The sequence below is a fragment of the Streptomyces sp. NBC_00663 genome, assembly GCF_036226885.1.
GTDB lineage: Bacteria > Actinomycetota > Actinomycetes > Streptomycetales > Streptomycetaceae > Streptomyces.
The window spans coordinates 5,993,059-6,016,005 of the sequence record NZ_CP109027.1 but is presented as its reverse complement, the minus strand read 5'-3'; the positions used below and the strand labels follow the sequence as shown (position 1 = coordinate 6,016,005).

The window sequence follows — 22,947 nt, the reverse complement described above, 5'->3', positions numbered from 1 at the left end:
GTGCTCCCACCCTCGCGTCTCCCCTCCGTCCCCAGCCACCGGCACGCGAGGAATGACACCCGTGACTTCGATTTCGCCGTTCAGCCGCCGCACCCTGCTCAAGGCAACCGGAGCCGCCGGTGTCGTGACGGGTACGGCCCTTCTCGCTCCCCCGGCCGCGCGTGCCGCCGGCTCCGGCTACGCCCACCCCGGTCTGCTGCACACCTCCGCCGACCTGGCCCGGATGCGGGCGAAGGTGAAGGCGGGCGCCGCGCCCTACACCGCCGGGTACGCCAAGCTGACCGCCAACCGGCATGCGCAGGCCGGCTGGACGCCGAATCCGCAGGCGACGATCTACCGGGGTGCGGGCAGCCCGCAGAACTACACGGTCCTCTACAACGACATCCACGCCGCCTACCAGAACGCCCTTCGCTACCACGTCAGCGGCGAGACCGCCCACGCCGACACCGCCGTCGCGATCCTCAACGCCTGGTCGGGGAAGCTCACGCAGCTCGCCGGGAGCGCGGACCGGTTCCTCGCGTCGGGGCTGTACGGCTACCAGTTCGCGAACGCCGCCGAACTCGTCCGCGGGCACGGGGACTTCGACCTCGGTCGCTTCCAGGAGATGCTCAGCAAGGTCTTCGGCACGCTCGCCGACGACTTCCTCGTCCGGCACAACGGTGCCGTCGACTCCAACTACTGGACCAACTGGGACCTCGCCAACATGGCCTGTGTCCTGGCCACCGGCATCTTCTGCGACGACAAGGCTCAAGTCGGGCGTGCGGTCGAGTACTTCAAGGGTGGGGTCGGGCTCGGGGCGGTCAAGAACGCCATACCCGTGGTGTACGACGACGGGCTCGCCGAGTGGCTGGAGGCCGGGCGGGATCAGGGGCACGCGCTGCTCGGGGTGGGGCTGATGGGCACGTTCTGCGAGATGGCGTGGAACCAGGGGATCGATCTGTACGGCTATGACGACAGCCGGTTCCTCAAGGGGGCGCAGTACGTGGCGAAGTGGAGCATGGGTGGCGAGGTGCCGTTCACCGCGAACACGCGGCGGAAGGGGGCCGTGGCGGGGTGGTCGGGGGCGGAGACCGTCAGCGAGGCCGCCGGGGTGGACCCCGCCATGATGCGGCCCATCTGGGCGATGATCGCCAACCACTACACCAGGCGGCGGGGGGTGTCGGCGACGTATCTGACGCGGATCGCCGCGAAGGCCGCGCCTGAGGGTGGGGGCGGGGACTACGGGCCCAACAGTGGGGGGTACGACCAGTTGGGGTTCGGGACGTTGGCGTTCACGCGGGAGAAAGCGACTGAGTCCTCGCCGGAGCCCTCTCCGTCGGCATCAGGTGCCGCCTCGGACCCGCGCCCGCAGACCGCCGCCTCCGCCTCACCCTCCGCGGACGGTGACCTCGCCGCCACGGGGTCCAATGACCTGGTCGGCTGGAGTGCGGCCGCCGGGGTGACCGCCGTCGCGGGTGGGTTGCTGCTGCTGCGCCGACGGGACCGGGGTCGCCGCGAAGCCGCTGAGTAGACGCCCGGCGTCAGGGTGGCCGGGGGCAGGTCACGCGGCCCGGCGCCAACGGGGCACCGCCTGCGCCCACCCGTGCCGCCCCAGCGGCACGACTGCCCGCAGGTTGCGGAGAAGTACGCGAACCCGCCGCCCTAAGCGGCACGAACGCCCGCAGCCTGCGCAGAAGTGCCTGGGCCCGCCGCCGTGAGCGGTCGGGCCACGTCCTCCAGGGACCTTCGTTCCGCCCGTACCGCCAGTGCCGCCGCCACCAGTCCCGCCAGGCACATCAGCGTCGCCCCGATCTGGAAGGCCAGGACCGTGTCGCCGACCTTGCCCGTGCCGGTGAGGTCGGCGAACAGCATCGGGCCGCTGATGCCGCCCGCGGCCGTGCCCAGGGCGTAGAAGAAGGCGATGGACATCGCCCGGGTCTCCATCGGGAAGATCTCGGAGACCGTCAGATAGGCGCTGGACGCGCCCGCCGACGCGAAGAAGAGCACGGCGCACCAACATGCCGTCAGCGTCGCGGCGTTCAGGGAGCCCTGGTCGAAGAGCCATGCCGTGCCGAAGAGCAGCAGGCCCGACAGCAGGTACGTCGACGAGATCATGACCCGTCGCCCCACCGTGTCGAACAGCTTCCCCAGCAGCAGGGGGCCCATGAAGTTGCCGATCGCGATGACCGCGAAGTAGTAGCCGGTGCTGCCGGTCGGGACGTCGTAGAACTTGGTCAGGATCGCGCCGAAGCCGAAGGTGATCGCGTTGTAGAGGAACGCCTGGCCGATGAAGAGCGAGAACCCGAGGACCGCGCGCCTGCGGTAGTCGGAGAACACGGTCCGGGCGATCTCCAGGAAGCTCACGCTCCGCCGCTGGTGGATGGTGATCTCACCCTCCGGCTCCGGCAGCCGCTCCCCCTTCGTCCCCTTCTCCGCCGCCACCCGTTCCTCGATGGACGTGACGATCCGTTCCGCCTCCTCGTCCCTGCCGTGGATCAGCAGCCACCGTGGGCTCTCCGGGACGTGTCGTCGTACGAGCAGGATCACCAGGGCCAGGACCGCGCCCAGGGCGAACGTCAGCCGCCAGCCCACGTCCTTCGGCAGGACCGAGGTGTCCAGCGCGACGATCGACAGCAGGGACCCCCCGACCGCTCCCAGCCAGAAGCTGCCGTTGATCATCAGGTCCACGCGGCCCCGGTACTGCGCCGGGATCAGCTCGTCGATCGCCGAGTTGATCGCCGCGTACTCGCCGCCGATGCCGAACCCGGTCAGGAAGCGGAACGCGAAGAACCACCAGGTGGAGAAGGAGACCGCCGTCAGGGCGGTGGCCGCCAGGTACACCGCCAGCGTGATCATGAAGAGCTTCTTGCGGCCCCATTTGTCCGTCAGGCGGCCCCAGAACAGCGCTCCCGTGCACGCGCCCGCCACGTACAGCGCCGCCGCCAGGCCCGTCACCTCGCCGGAGGTGATCGGCAGGCCGCTGCCCGGTTCGGACAGGCGGCCGGCGATGTTGCCGACGACCGTCACCTCCAGGCCGTCGAGGATCCATACGGTGCCCAGTCCGATGACGATCGTCCAGTGCCAGCGGGACCAGGGGAGACGGTCCAGGCGGGCGGGGATGTTCGTCGTCACGGTGCGGCCGGTCGCGGCCTGGTCGGCGGTGGTCATGGGCTCCCTCCTCGTCGAGCTCGCCATCGAGCTCCTCATCGAGCGAGACCCGGCGACGGGTTCCCCCGCAAGGGCGGCTTACGCCCCGCGACGGATTCCGCACAGGGAGGGATTACGCCCCCAGCACCCGCGACACCGTGTAGATCAGCAACCCCACCAACGAACCCACCACCGTGCCGTTGATCCGGATGAACTGAAGGTCCCGGCCGATGTTCGCCTCGATCTTCCGTGTCGTGTGCTCGGCGTCCCAGCCGGCGACCGTGTCGGTGATCAGGGAGGTGATCTCGTGCCGATAGGTGGTGACGACGTACACCGCCGCGCCCTCGACCCAGCCGTCCACCTTCGCCTGGAGCCGCGGCTCGACCGCCATCCGCGCCCCGAGCGACAGCAGCGACGCCCGCACCCGCAGCCGTAGCTCACTGCGCTCGTCCTCGGCGGCCGACACGATCATGGAGCGTACGGCGGTCCAGGCGGAGGCGATGAGGTCCTGGACCTCGCCCCGGCCGAGGACCTCGCCCTTGAGCCGCTCCACGCGCGCGCGGGTGTCCGTGTCGGACTGGAGGTCGGCGGCGAAGTCGCTCAGGAAGCGGTCCAGGGCGCCGCGCGCCGGATGCGAGGGCATGTCCCGCATCTCCGTCACGAAGCGCAGCAGCTCCTTGTACACGCGTTCGCCGACCTTCTTGTCCACGAACCGCGGAGTCCAGCCGGGCGCTCCGCCCTGTACGGCGTCCATGACCTGTTCGTCGTGCAGAACCAGCCAGTCGTGCGCCCGCGCCACCACCAGGTCGACGACCCTGCGGTGGCCGCCGTCGGCGACGATCTTCTCCAGCATCTTGCCGATGCCGGGCGCGATCTCCTGCGCGTCGGCCCGCCGGGTGATCGCCTCGCCGACGACCGCCTGGACGTCGGAGTCCCGAAGGACCGTCAGGGCGCCGCGCAGCGCGGCCGACAGCTCGGCCGTGACCCGGTCGGCGTGCTCGGGGTCGGCGAGCCAGGCGCCGAGCCGGCTGCCGATGCCGACGGCGCGCAGTCGCCCGCGTACGACGTCCTCGGAGAGGAAGTTTTCGCCGACGAACTCGCCCAGCGACACCCCGAGCTGGTCCTTCTTGGTGGGGATGATCGCGGTGTGCGGGATCGGCAGGCCGAGCGGGTGGCGGAACAGGGCCGTCACCGCGAACCAGTCCGCCATCGCACCAACCATGCCGGCCTCCGCGGCGGCGGCGACATAGCCCGCCCAGGCGCCCGCGCCCGCGTTCGAAGCCCACTTGGCGAGGACATACACGAGCGCGACGAACAGCAGCAGCCCGGTCGCCGTCAGCTTCATCCGGCGTACGCCGCGCTGCTTCTCCTCGTCGGCCGCGCTGAACGTGCCCATGGCGCGGTTACCGGCAGCAGCCGGGTGGGCATGCTGCTTCACGTCAGCGGCATCCGTTTCATCCGGATTAGCGCGTTCCATCACGTCCCGTCCACTCCGCCCGTTGTGATCCCCTGCACACATTGTCCCTTCCTGACCGACTCCTGGAACGGAACAGGAGTTCCCGGCGTCTGTCGGATGGGGGGAGCTCACTCTCGAACTCCGGTGGCCCAATGGGGGGTCCAGTACCTTCACCCCTCACCTCATGACGCATCATGTGGTGATCACATCGGAGCCTCGGGCTCCCATCCGCCCGAGGAGACCCGCACCGCATGACCAGAAGACGTGGTTATGCCCTGCTTTCGGCGATCATCGCCCTGATCGCAGCCCTGTCCGGCGCCATCTACGTCGGCGTCGCCGCCGACGACGGCAGCGCCACGAGCCCGCGGCACCGCGCCGCCGCGGCCCCCGCCCCGCGCAACGCCGCCCCGGCCTCCACCGGCACCTGGGTCGGCGCTTGGTCCACCTCCCCGGCCGGTGCCGAACCCGGCACCGAGACGGAGGGCATGGCGGGCCGCTCGGTGCGCAACGTGGTGCACGCGTCGGTCGGCGGTACGAGTGCCCGTATCACGCTGTCCAATCTCTACGGCCAGTCGCCGCTGACCATCACCCACGCGTCGATCGCCCTCGCGGCGGCCGACGACACCGCCGCCGCGGCCGTCGGCACCATGCGCCGGCTCACCTTCGGCGGCAACACGAGCGTGATCGTCCCGGCAGGCGGCCAGGTGATGAGCGACGCGGTCGGCATCACCCTCACGCACGACAGCGACGTCCTGGTCACCACGTACTCGCCCACACCGTCCGGGCCGGTCACCTACCACCCGCACGCCCAGCAGATCTCGTACATCGCCGACGGCGACCTCACCGAGGACACCACCGGCACGGGGTACGCGGAGGAGACGCCGTACTGGCGCTACCTCACCGCGCTGGACGTGCTCAGCAACGAGTCCGACGGCACCGTCGTCGTCCTCGGCGACTCCCTCACCGACGGCATCACGTCCACCGAGGGCGCCAACCACCGCTGGACGGACGTCCTTTCGCAGCGGCTGCGCACCGCGATCGAGGCCGGCCGCGACCTGCCCCGCTACAGCGTCGTCAACGAGGGCATCAGCGGCAACCAGGTCCTCGCCAACGGCCTCGGCCGCCCCGCCGACAACCAGAGCGGGCTCGGCCGCTTCGGCCGTGACGTGCTCTCCCGGACGAACGTCAAGGTCGTCGTCATCGACCTCGGCATCAACGACATCCTGCGCAACCCCCGGCTCGCCGACCCGGAGAAGGTCCTGGAGGGGCTGCGCACCCTGGTCCGGCAGGCCCACGCGCGCGGGATCAGGGTCGTCGGCGCCACGCTCATGCCCTTCCAGGGCCACCACGGGTACACCGACGCCCGGGAGGGCGTGCGGCAGCAGATCAACGCCGCGATCCGGGACGGCAAGGTGTACGACGCCGTCGTGGACTTCGACGAGGCGCTGCGCGACCCGTACAACCCGCGCCGGCTGCGCTCGGACTACGACTCCGGGGACCGTCTCCACCCGAGCGACAAGGGGTACGCGCGGATGGCGGAGGTCTTCGACCTGGAGGACCTGAAGGGGGCGGCTCCGGCGGAGCTGTAGGCAGCTCTGGCGGGGCTGTAGGAGCCCCCGGCGCCTTGGGTGCCGGGGGCTCTCTTGGTGCCCTTGGTGCCCTAGTCGTCGTACCTGTCGCCGCGGTCCCGGCCGTCACGCCTGTCGTGCCGGTCACGATGGCGCTCTCGCCGGTCACGGTGGCGGTCGCGGCGGTCGCGCATCCGGTCGTGGTGCATGTCCAGATGGCGGTGGTGCGCACCCTGCACGTCGTCGCGAAGCGATTCGTCCAGCTCGCGCATCGACTCCTTGCGGTCCAGCCGCTGCCGGCGCCGCTCCTCCTTCAGCGCCTGCCGCTCCGCCCGGGTCAGCTTCCGCTCGACGCCGACCCCGCCCCAGAAGGCGAACCCGGTCACGATCACCCGCGGGCCGCCCGGGTCGCCCGGCACGCCCTCCTCGCGGTGGTCGAAGCCGCCCATGACGCCGATCCCGCGGACGACGACCTCGACACCGGGCGGCACGATCACATTCACCCCGCCCATGATCGCCACGCAGTTGATCTCGACCTCGCGGTCCGCGAAGCTCGCCTCGCGCAGATCGATCTCGCCGCCGCCCCAGAAGGCGAAGCAGTTGAAGCGCTTCGGCACGGTCCAGCGGCCCTTGCGCTGGAACCCGGACATGATCGCGACGGCCCAGCTCGACGAACCCTCGCCACCGGTGACGCGCCCGGCCCAACTCCCTGTCGCCAGAGGCTCCTTCACCATGTTGACGGCCGGAGCTCCGGGGGCGGTCGGCAGGTCACGGGTGATCGGCGTCAGCTCGCCGTACGTCCGCGCCTTGTACGTCGCCTCCAGCCGCTCCTCGAACTCCTCCATGTCCAGGCGCCCTTCGGCGAGCGCGTCCCGCAGGATCTCGGCGACGCGCTCACGGTCGGCGTCGCCGGCACGGAGTTCCGGGACAGAAGGTGTGGAGGGCGTCCCCTCGGATGGCACGGCGTCCGTCATGGAATCAGCCTACGAGCTACCCCGCCCCACGGCTACGAGACCGCTTTCTCCGCGTACATCTTCGCGATGACCGCCTCGATGTCCGGCTCCCGTACCGACAGGTCCACCATCGGGTACTCCGCGGCGATCCGCGCCACCAGCGGCGCCGCCGACGTCCCGGCCGGGAACGCCAGCCACTGCCGGGGCCCCTCCACCTTCACCACGCGCGCCTCGGCGACCTCGATCGGCGGCAGCTCCCGCTCCAGGTCCACCACCAGCGTCCGCTCGCTGTCCCCGGCCTCGTGCAGACCGGCGAGCGGGCCGTCGTACATCAGCCGGCCGTGGTCGATGACCATCACCCGGGAGCAGAGCTGCTCGATGTCCTGGAGGTCGTGCGTGGTGAGCAGGACCGTGGTGCCGCGCTCGGCGTTCACCTCGCGCAGGAACTCCCGTACCCGGGCCTTGGAGATGACGTCGAGCCCGATGGTCGGCTCGTCGAGGTAGAGGACGTCCGGGTCGTGCAGCAGGGCCGCCGCGATGTCGCCGCGCATCCGCTGGCCCAGGGAGAGCTGGCGTACCGGCACGTCCAACAGGTCGGCCAGGTCGAGGAGTTCGACGAGGCGGTCGAGGTTCTCGCGGTAACGGGCGTCGGGGATGCGGTACATGCGGTGCATCAGCTTGTAGGAGTCGATCAGCGGCAGGTCCCACCACAGGGTGGTGCGCTGTCCGAAGACCACGCCGATGCGGTGGGCCAGGCGCTGACGTTCGCGGGACGGGTCGATACCGGCCACGCGCAGCCGGCCACCGCTCGGGGCGAGGATGCCGGTGAGCATCTTGATCGTGGTGGACTTGCCGGCGCCGTTCGGGCCGATGTAGCCGACCATCTCGCCGCGCGCCACGCGGAAGGAGATCGAGTCGACGGCCCGCACCTCCTTGCGCTCCCGTTTCATGAACCCGGTCTTCTTGCGCACCTCGAAGACCTTCTCGACCCCGTCGAGCTCGATGAAACCCGCACCCACACCGTCAGTCATGCGCCCTCAACTCCCCGTACTCTGATACGACCTGAGCCCCGCCCGCCACGCCAGCCCGGCCAGCGCACAGCATCCCGCCGCCACCAGCGGCGACAGGAACGCCACCCACTGCGGCAGCCCGAGCGGGATCGGCCGCCCCAGCACATACGTCGCCGGCAGCCAGTTGACGAAGGACAGCGGCAGCACGAACGTCACCCCGCGCACCAGGTCCGTCGCGAACACCGTCGGCGGGTACTGGAGCAGCGTCGTACCGCCGTATGTGAAGGCGTTCTGCACCTCGGAGGCGTCCTTCGCCACGAACTGGAAGGCCGCGCCCGCGATGAACACCGCGGCGAAGATCCCGGCGCCGCTGAGGAGCATCACCGGCATCAGCAGCAGCTTGAGCGGCGTCCAGTCGATGTCGACCGTGGCCAGCGCGTAGACCAGCACCATCGTGCCCTGGGTGACCCGGCCCAGGCGGCGCAGCCCGAACTGGTCCGCGGCCATCTGCGCCAGCACCGGCGCGGGCCGCACCAGCAGCGTGTCCAGGGTGCCGTCGCGCACCCGCCGCCCCAGCCGCTCCATCGAGCCGAGGCCGAGATCGGCCAGCCCGAACGCCACGCTGGACAGGCCGTACAGGAAGGCGATCTCGGGCAGGGAGTAGCCGCCGAGCGCGTCGACGCGGGAGAACATCAGCAGGATCGCCACGAAGTCGAACGCGGTCGCCGTGAAGTTGCCGAGCGTGGTCATGGCGAAGGAGGCACGGTAGGTCATCGTGGAGCGGATCCACATGGCCGAGATCATGCGGTAGGTGCGCAGCCCGTCCAGCACCCGGTTGGTCCCGGCAGGACCACGAACGAGGTCAGCCACCCTGGACCACCACCCGCTGCGTCGCCATCCCCTGCACCAGCCGCCCGGCCGCCAGCAGCAGCACCGCCCACAGCGCCTGGAAGGCATACGTCCCGAGCGGGTCGGCCCGGCCCAGCAGCACGTCCGCGGGCGCCTGGAGCAGCGCCGACCACGGCAGAGCGCGTACGACCTCGCCGAGCAGCCCCGGGAACACGTTCAGCGGCAGGATCATCCCCGAGCAGAACCAGCCGACGAACATCACCATCTGCGCCACCCCGGTGCCGTCGAGGAGCCAGAACGCGCTCAGCGCTATCAGGTACCGGATGCCGAAGCTGACCAGCATCGCCAGCACGACCGCGACCAGGAACGCCAGCCAGGTCGTCGCGTCCGTGGGCAGCGCCAGGTCGAACATCAGCGCGCCCAGCACGAAGGGGGGCACCCCGCGCGCCAGCAGTTCGAAGGACGCCCGGCCCAAGTCGGCCGCCAGCCACCACAGTTGGAGGTCCGCCGGCCGGTACAGGTCGACCGCGATGTCGCCGGTACGGATACGCTCCATGAGCTCGCCCTCGACACCCCCACCCCCGTTGGCGAGCGTCTTGAACAGCGACTGGCCGACCCACACATAGGTGACGGCCTGCGCGAGGTCGTACCCGCCCAGATGCGGACGCTGGTCCCACAGGGCGGTGTACGTGTAGACGAGGATCAGCCCGAAGACCGTGTTGGTGAAGATCCCGGCCGCCGTCGCCGCCCGATACGTCGCGTACCGTCGGAATCCGCCCATACCTACGGCGAGGTACAACCGCCCCGAATCCACATCCACAGCCCTCCTCGCCCGCGCCAGACACCGAAGCGCAGGAGCCTAGTCCGCAGGTGGTGACGTACGCCACGCCTTTTTCGGCCCGGAAGCGTGCCGCGAACCGCAACGGAACGCGTGGTGCGACAGTCTTCATCTGGGGACGCAGAAGGCGTACGAGGGCGTACGGGCGCACAAGTGCGTACGACGGCGTAGGACGCACAACCAGCGCATAAGAGACACGCAACAGGAGTCCGTGCACGACATGAGCGACGAGCCGCAGCCGCAGCAGCCGACCGAGGGCTGGGCGCCCCGAGACCCCGAAGGGGGCAAGGACACCGGCAAGGGCAAGCCCAAGCGGCCCAAGCGCACCGGCTGGCGGCGGCTGATCCCCACCTGGCGCATGGTCCTCGGCACCTTCGTCATCGGGATACTGCTGCTCATCGGCCTGTTCTTCCTCGGCTACTCGCTGGTCAAGATCCCGCCCGCCAACGCCCTCGCCACCAAGCAGTCCAACGTCTACCTCTACGCCGACGGCAGCCAGCTCGCCCGCGACGGCGAGGTCAACCGCGAGAACGTCGGCCTCGCCCAGGTCTCCAAGGCCGCCCAGCACGCCGTACTGGCCGCCGAGGACCGGGACTTCTACTCCGAGTCGGCGATCGACCCCAAGGCGATGGTGCGCGCGGGCTGGAACACCGCCACCGGCAAGGGCGCCCAGTCCGGGTCCACGATCACCCAGCAGTACGTGAAGAACTACTACCTGGCGCAGGAGCAGACCGTCACCCGCAAGGTGAAGGAGTTCTTCATCTCGATCAAGCTGGACCGCGAGAAGTCCAAGGCCGAGATCCTCGAGGGCTACCTCAACACCAGCTACTTCGGCCGCAATTCGTACGGCATCCAGGCCGCCGCCCAGGCCTACTACGGCAAGGACGCCACCGACCTCTCCGCCGCCGAGGGCGCCTACCTCGCTGCCCTGCTCAACGCGCCGAGCGAGTACGACGTCGTCGCCCACCCGGAGAACAAGTCGGCCGCCGTGGCCCGTTGGAACTACGTCCTGGACGGCATGGTCAAGGAGGGCTGGCTCGACCAGGCCGAACGGACCGGGCTGAAGTTCCCGATGCCGAAGGAGGCCACCGTCTCCACCGGCATGTCCGGGCAGCGCGGCTACCTCGTCAACGCCGTCAACGACTACCTGGCCGAGAACAAGATCCTCACCGCCGACGAGCTCGACGCCGGCGGCTACCGCATCACCACGACCCTCCAGAAGAGCAGGCAGGACGACTTCGTCAAGGCCGTCAACAAGCAGCTGATGGACAAGCTCGACAAGAAGAACCGCAAGGTCGACACATACGTCCGGGCGGGCGGCGCGGCCGTCGACCCGAAGACCGGACAGGTCGTGGCGATGTACGGCGGCATCGACTACGTCAAGCAGTACACGAACAACGCCACCCGCCAGGACTTCCAGGTCGGCTCCACCTTCAAGCCGTTCGTGTTCACCTCGGCCGTCGAGAACGAGTCGACCACCCAGGACGGCCGGACCATCACGCCCAACACCTACTACGACGGCACCAACAAGCGCCCCGTGCAGGGCTGGACCGGTGGCGCCTACGACCCGGCCAACGAGGACGATGTGTCGTACGGCAACATCACCGTGGGCACCGCCACCGACAAGTCGGTGAACTCGGTGTACGCGCAGATGGCCGTCGACGTCGGCCCCGACAAGGTCAAGCAGACCGCGGTCGACCTGGGCCTGCCCGGCAGCACCCCCGAGCTGAACGCCTACCCGTCGATCGCCCTCGGTGTCGCCCGGGCCAGCGTCCTCGACATGGCGCAGGCGTACGCGACCCTCGCCAACCACGGCAAGCACGGCACGTACACGATGATCAAGTCGATCACCCGGGACGGCAAGGACGTCGTGGACCTGCCGGAGCGCAAGACCTCCCAGGTCGTGACCCGCGAGGCCGCCGACACCACCACCTCCGTCCTCCAGAGCGTCGTCGAGAACGGCACCGCCACCGCCGCCCAGGCCGCGGGCCGTCCGGCGGCCGGCAAGACCGGCACCGCCGAGGAGGACCAGGCCGCCTGGTTCGCCGGCTACACCCCCGACCTCGCCACGGTCGTCGCGGTGATGGGCCAGGACCCGACCACGGCCGCGCACAAGTCGCTCTACGGCGCGATGGGCCTCCCGCGCGTCAACGGCGGCGGGGCGCCCGCGGAGATCTGGGCCGACTTCACCGAGCGCGCCCTCAAGGGCAAGCCCGCCACCGACTTCGACCTGGAGCTCCAGGAGGGCGCCGACGTCGTCCAGACCCCGACCGAGCAGCCGACCCTCGACACCCCGGACGACACGGCGGGCCAGGACAACGGCGGCACGACCGACGGCGGCCAGGACACCCGGGGCCAGACGGACGGCGGCACGACCGGCGACACCACCACCGGCGGCACGACCGACGGGGGGACGACGACCACCGGCGGCACCACGGACGGGGGCACGGACGGGGGCACGACCACCACCGGCGGTGACACGACGACCGGCGGCACGACCGGGGGCACCACCACGACCGGCGGTACGACGGGAGACACGACGGACGGGGGGACCACGGACGGGGGCGCGACGACCGGCACCACCGCGGGCCCACCGGGCAAGACGGGCTAGTGACCGCCGGTTGCCTTCAGCCCCACCACGGCGACCAGCAGCAAGCACACGAAGAAGATCCGGGCGGCGGTGACGGGCTCCCCCAGCACCACCATGCCGAGCACCGCCGCCCCGGCCGCACCGATCCCGACCCACACCCCATAGGCGGTACCGATGGGAAGGGTCTTGGCGGCGTACGACAGCAGCACCATGCTGGCGACGATCCCGGCGCCGGTGAACAGACTCGGCACGAGCCGGGTGAAACCGTCGGTGTACTTCATCCCGATCGACCAGCCGACTTCGAGCAGACCGGCGACGAGCAGCAGAACCCAGGCCATGACAGGCACCTCCGAGACGCGGACTTCTTGCACGGGGTGCGTCGTCTTGTCGTAGGACCCGGTACGGCGCGTCTCGTCGGGTTGACTCTTCAAAGCTAGCAAAGGGACGACAAAAAGGGCTGGTGACGATGGTCACCAGCCCCTTCTACCGTTGATTCAGAGGTACAGCCCGGTCGAGTCCTCGGAGCCCTCGAAGCGGTCCGCGGCCACGGCATGCAGATCGCGCTCGCGCATCAGCACATAGGCGATGCCGCGCACCTCCACCTCGGCGCGGTCCTCGGGGTCGTAGAGAACCCGGTCCCCCGGTTCGACGGTCCGTACGTTCTGCCCGACGGCGACGACATCGGCCCAGGCCAGCCGCCTCCCGACGGCCGCCGTGGCGGGGATCAGGATGCCGCCCCCGGAACGCCGCTCACCCTCACCGGCGTCCTGCCGCACGAGTACCCGGTCGTGCAGCATCCGGATGGGCAGCTTGTCGTGCTGGTCGCTCTGCTCGTTTCTCTTGGCGCTCACGGCTGAGAACCTACCTGCCTGACGGGAATCCGTACGTGCCCGGGTCAGCCCTTACGACGCCGGGTGCTGCCGAGGGCGAGAAGCCCCACGAGCCCTACGGCGACGAGCGCGACGGGAACGATGCGCTCAAGCCGCGGAGCCCCCTCCTCGTCGACGAACTGGGCCTTGGCGTTGGTCAGCGCCTGATTGACGCCGACGTAGGCCCGCCCAAGCGTGTGATCGATGTTCGAAACCACCTTGGCCTTGGCATCGCCGACGATCGTCTTCGGGTGCACCCGCACCCCGATCTCGTCGAGCGTCTCGGCCAGCGTCTCGCGGCGGCGCTTGATGTCCGCCTCGATCTGCGCCGGGGTTCTCGTGTCCGACGTGTCCGCCACGGTGGGTCCTCCGGAGTCCGCTGTGTTCTGTGCCTCTGCGTCTGGCTGTCCTGGACAGTCTGTCAGTTCGCCGGGCCACCGCACTGTCAGGACCCCCGGTTAGGCTTGCCGGATGAGCGAGCGACTCCAGCCCGGGGACGTAGCCCCCGCCTTCACCCTCCCCGACGCAGACGGCACCGACGTGTCCCTGGCGGACCACAAGGGCCGCAAGGTCATCGTCTACTTCTACCCCGCGGCCCTCACCCCCGGCTGCACGAAGCAGGCCTGCGACTTCACCGACAACCTGGAGGTGCTGGCCGGCGCCGGGTACGACGTCATCGGCATCAGCCCGGACAAGCCGGAGAAGCTGGCCAAGTTCCGCGAGAAGGAGAACCTCAGGATCACCCTCCTCGCGGACCCGGAGAAGACGGTCACCGAGGCGTACGCGGCGTACGGCGAGAAGAAGAACTACGGCAAGACCTACATGGGCGTCATCCGCTCCACGATCGTGGTGGACGAGGAGGGCAAGGTCGAACGGGCGCTGTACAACGTCCGGGCGACGGGCCACGTGGCGAAGATCATCAAGGACCTGGGTATCGGAAGCTGACCCAGACATCGGGAGCCAGGCCGGGCCGGTCCGGCACCGGCCTGCGCTCTTCTTCCCAGGCGCCGGGGGCGATGGTCTCCCCGACCCGGCGCCAGAACCGCACAGCCCCCGGATTGGCGTCCTGAAACGCGACAGTCCACTCCCCCGGATGCCGCGCCACGACATCGCGCACGGCCCGCATCCCGACGCCACTGCGCCTCACGCCCCGCACTACGAAGAAGCTGTTGAGCACGCGGGTGGGCCCATCGAGCCCCCGCACGAACGCGAACCCGACGGGATGCTCGGCGCGGCTGATCAAATACGCGGCCCAGTCCTCGTCCCCCGAGAAGGCCGCCTCCAGCCGTTCGGTCCTGAACGTGCCGTCAGGGTTGGGCAGTTGCCCCCCGAACTCCGACAGGTCATGCCGGAAGAGAAGCCAGAGGCGGTCGAGGGTGGGGCGGTCGGCGGGGGTGACGGGGCGGATGGAGATGCCGCCCGCGTCGGCTGTTTCGTCTGCTGCTGTGGTCATGAAAAAAGCCTCCCGAGCGGACAAGGGGTCCGTGGCCGGGAGGCTTCGCAGGTGACGGGCAGATTATCGGGTTCGCGGTTTACGTTTCAAGCGTGACTGTCGGATCGACGCGTACAGCGAGGAACGGCTCAACGGCGCGTGATCCAGGAGAAGGTGGCGAAGCGCGGACTCGACACCAGTCACTTCGTCAAACGCAGCCCCTGGCGCAAGTACCCGGACGCCGCCATCTCCGACGCCGCCGCCTCATCGTCCTCGCTGCGCGAAGTAGCACTCGACGTGTACGAATCCCTGATGACAGGCTCCGCGACCTGGTACCGCGCTCCACGAGCTACGCCGACGTGATGCGCGGCCTGAGATTGGACGTGAACGACACCAAAGGCGAGTGGCTCGGGCAGCCGATCACGCTACAGATCGGTCACATCAACGGCGACTGGCGCGACAATCGCCGTGAAAATCTGCGGTATCTCTGCCCCAACTGTCACGCGTTGACGGAGACGTGGTGCCGTCGGAAGGCAAGGGCTCCCCTCGTCGCGTAACGTGCTCTACCCGTACACTGAACGCTGCCGGTCGAGCACGATGACCGTTTTTGAGCGGCCGTGATGGAATTTGGCAGTCATGCTGGGTTTAGGTCCCAGTGGGTTCACACCCGTGTGGGTTCGAGTCCCACCGGCCGCACGTGCACAGAGGGGCTGCCCGAAGCGGGCGGCCCCTCTCTCATGTCTCAGCCCAACAGCTCCCGCACCACCGGCACCAGCCCCCTGAACGCCTTCCCCCGGTGGCTGATCGCGTTCTTTTCCTCTGCGGTCAGTTCGGCGCACGTTCGCGTCTCGCCGTCCGGCTGGAGGATCGGGTCGTAGCCGAAGCCGTTCGTGCCCACCGGAGAATGCCTGAGCACGCCCCTCAGCTGGCCCTCGACCACGCGCTCCGTGCCGTCCGGCAGGGCCAGGGCCGCCGCGCAGGCGAAGTGGGCGCCTCGGTGTTCGTCGGCGATGTCTGACAGCTGGGCCAGGAGCAGGGCCAGGTTGGCCTGGTCGTCGCCGTGGCGGCCGGCCCAGCGGGCCGAGAAGATGCCGGGGGCGCCGTTGAGGACGTCGACGCAGAGGCCGGAGTCGTCGGCGACCGCGGGGAGGCCGGTGGCCTGGGCGAGGGCGTGGGCCTTCAACAGGGCGTTCTCGGCGAACGTCACTCCTGTTTCTTTGACGTCCGGTACCTCCGGGTACGCCTCAGCGCCGACCAGGTCATGGCTCAGACCTGCGTCGGCGAGGATGGCGCGGAGTTCGGTGATTTTGCCGGCGTTGCGGGTGGCGAGGATCAGGCGGGTCATGACCCCCAGTATCCCGGTCGGCCGACGACCCCGTTACGGCGTGCAGACCTTCGTCAACTCGCCCGCCGCGTCCGTGATCGGGCTGAGGTCGGGGGTCGCGTCGCCGTTGTCGACCGACGTACGGACGTTGTCCACGGCCTTGCCGAGGTCCTCGACCGCCTGGTTGACGTCGGTGTTGTCGGTCTTGTCGCCGATCTCGTCGAGGTTCTTGTCGATGGAGTCGAGGGACTCCTCGAGCTGCGTCGGGTCGTTGGACGCGTTCTCCACGGCCTGCTGGAGGTCGGTGACGCTGTCGGCGATGGCGTCGGCGGTCTGGACGCAGTCCAGTGCCTTGTTGACGGCGTCGCAGCCGGTGGTCAGGCCTGCCGTCAGTCCTACGGCCGCCACTGCGGCGGCGATGACGACAAGACGTGGTCGACGACGGCCGCGTCGGCTCTCGGCCATGGTGATGGTCCCTCCCTTGCTCAGCCCCAAGGGCCCCCGTGCACTGGCCGGGCGTACAGCGGTGTGCCGTACGCCCGTACTGGTAGTGACGCGAGTTCGGGCGGCCGGGTTGCCCCTGTCGGCCGCCTTTCCTTGGTGCGTCCTTTACTTTTCGAGGACGGTATCAAGGGCCTTGCGCTGGAGGACAGCGAGTTCCGTGCAGCCCGAAACCGCGAGGTCCAGGAGGGAGTTGAGCTCGTCGCGCGCGAAGGGCTCGGCCTCCGCGGTGCCCTGGACCTCCACGAAGCGGCCGTCGCCGGTGCAGACGACGTTCATGTCGGTCTCGGCGCGGACGTCCTCCTCGTAGCAGAGGTCCAGCAAAGGCACGCCGCCCACGATGCCTACCGAGACCGCGGAGACCGTGCCGGTCAGGGGCTGGCGGCCGGCCTTGATGAGCTTCTTGCCCTGGGCCCAGGAGATGGCGTCGGCGAGGGCCACGTACGCGCCCGTGATCGCGGCCGTACGCGTGCCACCGTCCGCCTGCAACACATCGCAGTCGAGGACGATCGTGTTCTCGCCGAGTGCCTTGTAGTCGATGACGGCGCGCAGCGAGCGGCCGATGAGGCGGCTGATCTCGTGGGTGCGGCCGCCGATCTTGCCGCGGACGGATTCGCGGTCGCCGCGGGTGTTGGTGGCGCGGGGCAGCATGGAGTACTCGGCCGTGACCCAGCCCTCGCCGCTGCCTTTGCGCCAGCGGGGGACGCCTTCGGTCACGGAGGCGGTGCAGAAGACCTTCGTGTCGCCGAAGGAGACGAGGACGGAGCCCTCGGCGTGCTTGCTCCAGCCGCGTTCGATGGTGACGGGGCGGAGCTGTTCGGGGGTGCGGCCGTCGATTCGAGACATGGCGATGAGCCTAGCCGTACGAACGGAAGGGGCTCCTCCCCCGGTGGGAAAGAGCCCCCGCAGCGCTTTGACGGTGTTTACATCATGTCTTCGATGTCCGCCGCGATCGGGTCGGCGTCCGTGCCGATGACGACCTGGACGGCGGTGCCCATCTTGACGACGCCGTGGGCGCCGGCGGCCTTCAGGGCGGCGTCGTCCACGAGCGCGGGGTCCTTGACCTCGGTGCGCAGGCGGGTGATGCAGCCCTCGACCTCTTCGATGTTGTCGATGCCCCCGAGCCCGGCGACGATCTTCTCTGCCTTGCTGGCCATGTCGGTCTCCTCACGCACTGTTGGCCCAACTTCGCGAGCGATTGCGCCGAACGTACCGAAAGATGACGTCACAGCTACCCAATCGTCCGTAACTGGTCTACACCACCTGACAGGCGGTCGCCAACTCATGAGTTCCGAGACCACTGAGACCCCTCCCACGCGCCGACGGTGGCACTCGGCGTTCCAGGGGTTGCAGAAGATGGGGCGCAGTCTTCAGCTGCCCATCGCCGTCCTGCCGGCCGCGGGCATCCTCAACCGGCTCGGCCAGCCGGATGTGTTCGGGGACGACGGGCTGGGGTGGACGAACGTCTCCAAGGTGATGGCGGGTGCGGGTGGCGCGCTGCTCGACGGTTCGCTGGGGCTGCCGATGCTGTTCTGCGTGGGCGTGGCCATCGGTATGGCGAAGAAGTCGGACGGGTCGACGGCGCTGGCGGCGGTGGCCGGGTTCCTTGTCTACTACAACGTGCTGCGGCAGTTCCCGGAGGACTGTGCGGCGGGCGCGAAGGTGGTCGTCACCGGGTGTCAGGCGGCGGACGGGACGGTCAGCGCCTTCACTTACCAGAACCCGGGAGTGTTCGGCGGCATCATCATGGGCCTGATGGCGGCGTTCTTCTGGGCGCGCTATCACCGTACGAAGCTCGTGGACTGGCTGGGCTTCTTCAACGGGCGCCGGCTGGTGCCGATCATCATGGCGTTCGTGGCGATCGCGTTCGCGGCGCTGTGTCTGTGGATCTGGCCGCCGATCGGTGACGGGCTGGAGAACTTCAGTGACTGGCTGAGCGACGCGGGTGCGTGGGGTGCGGGCATCTTCGGTCTGGCGAACCGGGCGTTGCTGGTGATCGGGCTGCACCAGTTCCTGAACGTGCCCATCTGGTTCCAGTTCGGGACGTACACCAAGCCGGACGGCACCGAGGTGCACGGTGACATCAACATGTTCCTGGCGGGCGACCCGAACGCGGGTCAGTTCACGTCCGGGTTCTTCCCGATCATGATGTTCGCGCTGCCGGCCGCGGCGCTCGCCATCACGCACTGCGCGAAGCCGCACCGTCGCAAAGAGGTCGGCGGTCTGATGCTGTCCGTCGCGTTGACGTCGTTCGTCACCGGTATCACCGAGCCGATCGAGTACTCGTTCCTGTTCATCGCGCCGTTGCTGTACGCGGTGCACGCGGTGCTGACGGGTGTGTCGATGGCGGTGACGTGGGGGCTCGGGGTGCATGACGGGTTCAGCTTCTCCGCCGGTCTGATCGACTACATCATCAACTGGAATCTGGCGACGAAGCCGTGGGCGATCATCCCGATCGGCCTGTGTTTCGCGGCCGTCTATTACGCGATTTTCCGGTTCGCGATCACAAAGTTCGACTTGAAGACTCCGGGGCGCGAACCCGAGGAGGAGGTCGAGGACGTGACGAAGGTCTGAGGCCGAACGGCCCTTCTCAACGCGGTTACAGAACCCACGGTTCCCGTCACGGAATCGTGGGTTCCTTACGTCGCCTTCATCGTGCTACAACAGGTCTACACCACTGAGTGGTGTAGACCACCACCCGATGGAGGACGTATGAGCACCGCCACCGATACGGCGGCCCCCGCGAAGAGGCGGGGATCCGGTCTGATCCAGGGCCTTCAGAAGGTCGGCCGCAGCCTTCAGCTTCCGATCGCCGTGTTGCCGGCGGCGGGCATTCTGCTGCGGCTCGGCCAGACCGACGTCCAGGACAAGCTGAACCTGCCCGACAAGGTGACGGCGGTCTTCGCCACGGCCGGTGGCGCGATCTTCGACAACCTGCCGATGCTGTTCTGCATCGGTGTCGCGATCGGCTTCGCCAAGAAGGCCGACGGCTCCACCGCGCTGGCCGCCCTGGTCGGCTTCCTGGTCTACAGCAACGTCCTGAAGGCCTTCCCGGTGACGGAGGCCAAGGTGCAGGCGGGCGCGGACATAGCCGCGACCTACAACAACCCGGGTGTCCTCGGCGGCATCGTCATGGGTCTGCTGTCCGCGGTGCTGTGGCAGCGCTACCACCGCAAGAAGCTGGTGGACTGGCTCGGCTTCTTCAACGGCCGCCGACTCGTCCCGATCATCATGGCCTTCGTCGGCACCGCCATGGGTGTCTTCTTCGGTCTGGTCTGGGAGCCGATCGGTGACGTCATCTCCGACGCCGGTGAGTGGATCACCGGTCTGGGCGCCCTGGGTGCCGGTCTGTTCGGTCTGATCAACCGCGCGCTGATCCCGGTCGGCATGCACCAGTTCGTGAACTCCGTGTCCTGGTTCCAGATCGGCGACTTCAAGGACTCGGCCGGCGAGATCGTGCACGGTGACCTCACCCGCTTCTTCGCCGGTGACCCCACCGCCGGTCAGTTCATGTCCGGCTTCTTCCCGATCATGATGTTCGGTCTGCCGGCCGCCGCGATCGCCATCGCGCACACCGCCCGCCCCGAGCGCCGCAAGGCCGTGATGGGCATGATGATCTCGCTCGCGCTGACCTCCTTCGTGACCGGTGTGACCGAGCCGATCGAGTTCTCGTTCATGTTCATCGCCCCGATCCTGTACGTGATCCACGCGGTGCTCACGGCTCTGTCCCTGGCGATCACCTGGGCCCTCGGCGTCCACGCCGGCTTCACGTTCTCCGCGGGCTTCATCGACTACGCCCTGAACTGGAACCTGGCGACCAAGCCCTGGCTGATCATCCCGATCGGCCTGGTCTTCGCGGCGATCTACTACGTCGTCTTCCGGTTCGCCATCGTCAGGTGGAACCTCCCCACCCCGGGCCGCGAGCCCGAGGAGGAGGTCGAGGACCTCACGAAGGCGTGAGGCCCGACCGCCGTACAGCATGACCAAGGCCCCGGTACCGAACAGGTACCGGGGCCTTCGCGTACGTACGTCTCAGATCTCGTACGACACCCTCGGCGCCGCCAGTTCCACCGGACCGTCGAACGCCGCGCGGGCGTCGGCGAGGTTGGCCTGCGGGTCGGTCCACGGGGGGATGTGGGTGAGGACCAGGCGCCGGGCCCCGGCCCGGGTCGCGGTCTCGCCCGCCTCGCGGCCGTTGAGGTGCAGGTCGGGGATGTCCTCCTTGCCGTGGGTGAAGGCGGCCTCGCAGAGGAACAGGTCCGTGTCGCGGGCGAGTTCGTCCAGGGCGGGAGTGACACCCGTGTCACCGGAGTAGGTGAGGGACTTGCCGCCGTGCTCCACGCGGATGCCGTACGCCTCGACCGGGTGGGCCACGCGTTCGGTGTGGACCGTGAAGGGGCCGACGTCGAAGGTGGACGGCTTGACCGTGTGGAAGTCGAAGACCTCGCTCATCGAGGAGGCAGTGGGGGTGTCGGCGTAGGCCGTGGTGAGGCGGTGTTCGGTGCCCTCGGGGCCGTAGACCGGGAGGGGGGCACAGCGGCCGCCGTCGTGGCGGTAGTAGCGCGCGACGAAGTACGCGCACATGTCGATGCAGTGGTCGGCGTGCAGATGGCTGAGGAAGATCGCGTCGAGGTCGTAGAGACCGCAGTGGCGCTGCAACTCGCCAAGGGCACCGTTGCCCATGTCGAGAAGCAGCCGGAAGCCGTCGGCCTCTACGAGGTAGCTCGAGCAGGCCGATTCCGCGGACGGGAACGACCCCGAGCAGCCGACGACGGTGAGCTTCATGAAGCAGAAACCTCCGCTGGCGGGATGAAGAGAGTGGGTGCGTCGGGGGTCGTGCGGTCCGTCGAGCGTAAGGCGCAAAACCCCCTGTCGCTCCTCCGCCAAGGACTGTTGTGGGCGAACTCACCTGTGGTGTCACCGGTTCGGCTGGACCAGGGGCGCGTAAGGCTCACAAGAAGGCGCGCGGTGGGATCGTGCGCCGGTAACGTCGTCCGTATGGACACGTCCTGGTGGCTGGCGCTCGCGGCGGTGGTGTTGCTCGCGTTGGTCGCCACGCTCGTCGACGGGTGGGGGCGGGGGCGCCGGCCGGCGGGGCGGCGTACGCGGCCGCCCGGGCGGCCCGGGACGCGGGGGGCTGCCGCACGGCCGCGGCCCGCGGAGATCTGGTGGGCGATCGTGCCCTACGAGGACGGGCCGGGGGCGAAGGACCGGCCGTGTCTGGTGCTGGCGGTGCACGGGCGGCGCGCGGTCGTCGCGAAGATCACCAGCAAGTACCACGACGAGCGGGCCGGAGTCATTCCGCTGCCGCCGGGTTCGGTGGGCGACTCCCACGGTCGCGCGAGCTTCCTGGAGACGGACGAGCTGCGCGAGGTGCCGGTGTGGGACTTCCGGCGTCGGGTGGGGGTGGTGGACCCGGTCCTGTGGGACCAGGTCCGTCACCTGGCGACGTAAGGCTTCAAGAAGCGTGACGAGGGTTCACGCCCAGAGCTGGCCCTGGAGCGTCTCGATCGCTTCCTCCGTGGTCGCGGCCGTGTACACGCCCGTCGACAGGTACTTCCAGCCGCCGTCGGCGACCACGAAGACGATGTCCGCGGACTCCCCCGCCTTCACCGCCTTGTTGCCGACGCCGATCGCGGCGTGCAGCGCGGCGCCCGTGGAGACGCCCGCGAAGATGCCCTCCTGCTGGAGGAGTTCGCGGGTGCGGGTGACCGCGTCGGCCGAGCCGACCGAGAAGCGGGTCGTGAGGACCGAGGCGTCGTAGAGCTCGGGTACGAAGCCCTCGTCGAGGTTGCGCAGGCCGTACACCAGGTCGTCGTAGCGCGGCTCGGCGGCGACGATCTTCACGTCCGGCCTGTGCTCACGCAGGTAGCGGCCGACGCCCATCAGGGTGCCGGTGGTGCCGAGACCCGCCACGAAGTGGGTGATCGAGGGGAGGTCGGTGAGGATCTCCGGGCCGGTCGTGGCGTAGTGGGCGCCCGCGTTGTCCGGGTTGCCGTACTGGTAGAGCATCACCCAGTCGGGGTGCTCGGCGGACAGCTCCTTGGCGACGCGCACGGCGGTGTTGGAGCCGCCCGCGGCCGGCGAGGAGATGATCTCGGCGCCCCACATGCCGAGCAGGTCACGGCGTTCCTGCGAGGTGTTCTCGGGCATGACGCAGACGATGCGGTAGCCCTTGAGCTTCGCCGCCATGGCCAGCGAGATGCCGGTGTTGCCGCTCGTCGGCTCCAGGATGGTGCAGCCCGGCGTGAGGCGGCCGTCCTTCTCCGCCTGCTCGATCATGTGCAGGGCGGGCCGGTCCTTGACCGAGCCGGTGGGGTTGCGGTCCTCCAGCTTGGCCCAGATGCGGACGTCCGCGGACGGCGACAGCCGCGGCAGGCGCACCAGGGGGGTGTTGCCGACCGCGGCGAGCGGGGAGTCGTAACGCATCG

24 protein-coding genes, 1 tRNA gene and 1 riboswitch are annotated in these 22,947 nt (G+C 69.2%); of the genes, 9 read left to right on the top strand and 16 right to left on the bottom strand.

All coding sequences use genetic code 11. The features are described from left to right. Positions 1–52: 52 nt before the first annotated feature. Positions 53–1,510, top strand: a complete 1,458-nt coding sequence (locus OG866_RS27520) for an alginate lyase family protein (RefSeq protein ID WP_443063571.1) — start codon at positions 53–55, stop codon at positions 1,508–1,510. Positions 1,511–1,641: 131 nt separating this feature from the next. On the opposite strand, the gene OG866_RS27515 is transcribed toward OG866_RS27520, so the two are convergent. Then, positions 1,642–3,147 (bottom strand): MFS transporter, encoded by a 1,506-nt coding sequence (locus OG866_RS27515; protein WP_329338715.1) that lies wholly within the window; start codon positions 3,145–3,147, stop codon positions 1,642–1,644. Positions 3,148–3,259: 112 nt separating this feature from the next. Then, positions 3,260–4,645 (bottom strand): DUF445 domain-containing protein, encoded by a 1,386-nt coding sequence (locus OG866_RS27510; protein WP_443063570.1) that lies wholly within the window; start codon positions 4,643–4,645, stop codon positions 3,260–3,262. Between the two features lie 188 nt (positions 4,646–4,833). Between OG866_RS27510 and OG866_RS27505 the strand changes: the two genes are divergently transcribed. Continuing rightward, positions 4,834–6,171, top strand: a complete 1,338-nt coding sequence (locus OG866_RS27505; protein ID WP_329338711.1) for an SGNH/GDSL hydrolase family protein — start codon at positions 4,834–4,836, stop codon at positions 6,169–6,171. 71 nt (positions 6,172–6,242) lie between these two features. Here OG866_RS27505 and OG866_RS27500 read toward each other — a convergent pair whose 3' ends face one another. The 4 genes from OG866_RS27500 to OG866_RS27485 are packed head-to-tail and all read right to left on the bottom strand — an operon-like array spanning position 6,243 to position 9,776. Then, complete coding sequence (locus OG866_RS27500; RefSeq protein ID WP_329338709.1) at positions 6,243–7,124, bottom strand: DUF1707 SHOCT-like domain-containing protein; 882 nt, start codon at positions 7,122–7,124, stop codon at positions 6,243–6,245. Positions 7,125–7,156: 32 nt separating this feature from the next. Beyond that, on the bottom strand, positions 7,157–8,134 hold the full coding sequence (locus OG866_RS27495) for an ABC transporter ATP-binding protein (protein WP_329338707.1): 978 nt from the start codon (positions 8,132–8,134) through the stop codon (positions 7,157–7,159). Positions 8,135–8,140: 6 nt separating this feature from the next. Beyond that, on the bottom strand, positions 8,141–8,983 hold the full coding sequence (locus tag OG866_RS27490) for an ABC transporter permease (RefSeq protein WP_329338705.1): 843 nt from the start codon (positions 8,981–8,983) through the stop codon (positions 8,141–8,143). Continuing rightward, positions 8,976–9,776 carry an ABC transporter permease gene (locus OG866_RS27485; protein ID WP_329344326.1) on the bottom strand — a complete coding sequence of 267 codons (801 nt, stop codon included), beginning with the start codon at positions 9,774–9,776 and terminating at the stop codon, positions 8,976–8,978. Before OG866_RS27485 ends, OG866_RS27490 begins: the two co-directional genes overlap by 8 nt. 244 nt (positions 9,777–10,020) lie before the next feature. Here OG866_RS27485 and OG866_RS27480 point away from each other — a divergent pair, with 244 nt between their 5' ends. After that, complete coding sequence (locus OG866_RS27480) at positions 10,021–12,411, top strand: transglycosylase domain-containing protein (RefSeq protein ID WP_329338703.1); 2,391 nt, start codon at positions 10,021–10,023, stop codon at positions 12,409–12,411. Here the strand turns inward: OG866_RS27480 and OG866_RS27475 are convergent. The 3 genes from OG866_RS27475 to OG866_RS27465 form a co-directional block, all read right to left on the bottom strand. Continuing rightward, positions 12,408–12,728 (bottom strand): DMT family transporter, encoded by a 321-nt coding sequence (locus tag OG866_RS27475; protein WP_329338701.1) that lies wholly within the window; start codon positions 12,726–12,728, stop codon positions 12,408–12,410. The two genes, OG866_RS27480 and OG866_RS27475, sit on opposite strands and share 4 nt — an antisense overlap. Before the next feature lie 35 nt (positions 12,729–12,763). Further along, a riboswitch (guanidine-III (ykkC-III) riboswitch) is annotated at positions 12,764–12,829 on the bottom strand. A 55-nt stretch (positions 12,830–12,884) separates the two neighbouring features. Then, a complete protein-coding gene (locus OG866_RS27470) occupies positions 12,885–13,241 on the bottom strand; it encodes a GroES family chaperonin (RefSeq protein ID WP_329338699.1) in 357 nt (118 codons plus the stop codon). Between the two features lie 44 nt (positions 13,242–13,285). Then, positions 13,286–13,618, bottom strand: a complete 333-nt coding sequence (locus OG866_RS27465) for a DUF3618 domain-containing protein (protein WP_329338697.1) — start codon at positions 13,616–13,618, stop codon at positions 13,286–13,288. Between the two features lie 112 nt (positions 13,619–13,730). Between OG866_RS27465 and bcp the strand changes: the two genes are divergently transcribed. Continuing rightward, a complete protein-coding gene (bcp, locus tag OG866_RS27460) occupies positions 13,731–14,204 on the top strand; it encodes a thioredoxin-dependent thiol peroxidase (protein WP_329338695.1) in 474 nt (157 codons plus the stop codon). Here bcp and OG866_RS27455 read toward each other — a convergent pair. Continuing rightward, the gene (locus OG866_RS27455; RefSeq protein ID WP_329338693.1) at positions 14,179–14,712 is read right to left on the bottom strand and encodes a GNAT family N-acetyltransferase; all 534 of its coding nucleotides are present in this window, start codon (positions 14,710–14,712) and stop codon (positions 14,179–14,181) included. The genes bcp and OG866_RS27455 overlap by 26 nt on opposite strands. 138 nt (positions 14,713–14,850) lie before the next feature. On the opposite strand from OG866_RS27455, the gene OG866_RS27450 reads away from it, so the two are divergent. Continuing rightward, positions 14,851–15,054 carry a hypothetical protein gene (locus OG866_RS27450; RefSeq protein ID WP_329338691.1) on the top strand — a complete coding sequence of 68 codons (204 nt, stop codon included), beginning with the start codon at positions 14,851–14,853 and terminating at the stop codon, positions 15,052–15,054. Between the two features lie 248 nt (positions 15,055–15,302). After that, a tRNA-Leu gene (locus OG866_RS27440) sits at positions 15,303–15,387 on the top strand. A 46-nt stretch (positions 15,388–15,433) separates the two neighbouring features. Here OG866_RS27440 and rdgB read toward each other — a convergent pair. From rdgB to OG866_RS27420, 4 genes are all read right to left on the bottom strand, one after another. Further along, a complete protein-coding gene (rdgB, locus tag OG866_RS27435) occupies positions 15,434–16,036 on the bottom strand; it encodes an RdgB/HAM1 family non-canonical purine NTP pyrophosphatase (RefSeq protein WP_329338689.1) in 603 nt (200 codons plus the stop codon). A gap of 33 nt (positions 16,037–16,069) precedes the next feature. After that, the gene (locus OG866_RS27430) at positions 16,070–16,480 is read right to left on the bottom strand and encodes a hypothetical protein (RefSeq protein ID WP_329338688.1); all 411 of its coding nucleotides are present in this window, start codon (positions 16,478–16,480) and stop codon (positions 16,070–16,072) included. A 144-nt stretch (positions 16,481–16,624) separates the two neighbouring features. Next, positions 16,625–17,362 carry a ribonuclease PH gene (gene rph / locus OG866_RS27425; RefSeq protein ID WP_266826460.1) on the bottom strand — a complete coding sequence of 246 codons (738 nt, stop codon included), beginning with the start codon at positions 17,360–17,362 and terminating at the stop codon, positions 16,625–16,627. Positions 17,363–17,439: 77 nt separating this feature from the next. Beyond that, positions 17,440–17,673 (bottom strand): glucose PTS transporter subunit EIIB, encoded by a 234-nt coding sequence (locus OG866_RS27420; protein ID WP_055553187.1) that lies wholly within the window; start codon positions 17,671–17,673, stop codon positions 17,440–17,442. A gap of 127 nt (positions 17,674–17,800) precedes the next feature. On the opposite strand from OG866_RS27420, the gene OG866_RS27415 reads away from it, so the two are divergent. Beyond that, complete coding sequence (locus OG866_RS27415; RefSeq protein WP_329338682.1) at positions 17,801–19,090, top strand: PTS transporter subunit EIIC; 1,290 nt, start codon at positions 17,801–17,803, stop codon at positions 19,088–19,090. 138 nt (positions 19,091–19,228) lie between these two features. Continuing rightward, positions 19,229–20,476, top strand: a complete 1,248-nt coding sequence (locus tag OG866_RS27410) for a PTS transporter subunit EIIC (RefSeq protein WP_329338681.1) — start codon at positions 19,229–19,231, stop codon at positions 20,474–20,476. 72 nt (positions 20,477–20,548) lie between these two features. Here the strand turns inward: OG866_RS27410 and OG866_RS27405 are convergent, their stop codons facing one another. Then, positions 20,549–21,301, bottom strand: a complete 753-nt coding sequence (locus OG866_RS27405; RefSeq protein ID WP_329338680.1) for an MBL fold metallo-hydrolase — start codon at positions 21,299–21,301, stop codon at positions 20,549–20,551. A gap of 213 nt (positions 21,302–21,514) precedes the next feature. Between OG866_RS27405 and OG866_RS27400 the strand changes: the two genes are divergently transcribed. Then, positions 21,515–21,970, top strand: coding sequence for a type II toxin-antitoxin system PemK/MazF family toxin (locus OG866_RS27400; protein WP_329338678.1), 456 nt, complete (start codon positions 21,515–21,517; stop codon positions 21,968–21,970). 24 nt (positions 21,971–21,994) lie between these two features. On the opposite strand, the gene OG866_RS27395 is transcribed toward OG866_RS27400, so the two are convergent. Next, on the bottom strand, positions 21,995–22,945 hold the full coding sequence (locus OG866_RS27395; RefSeq protein ID WP_329338676.1) for a PLP-dependent cysteine synthase family protein: 951 nt from the start codon (positions 22,943–22,945) through the stop codon (positions 21,995–21,997). Between the last annotated feature and the right edge of the window lie 2 nt (positions 22,946–22,947).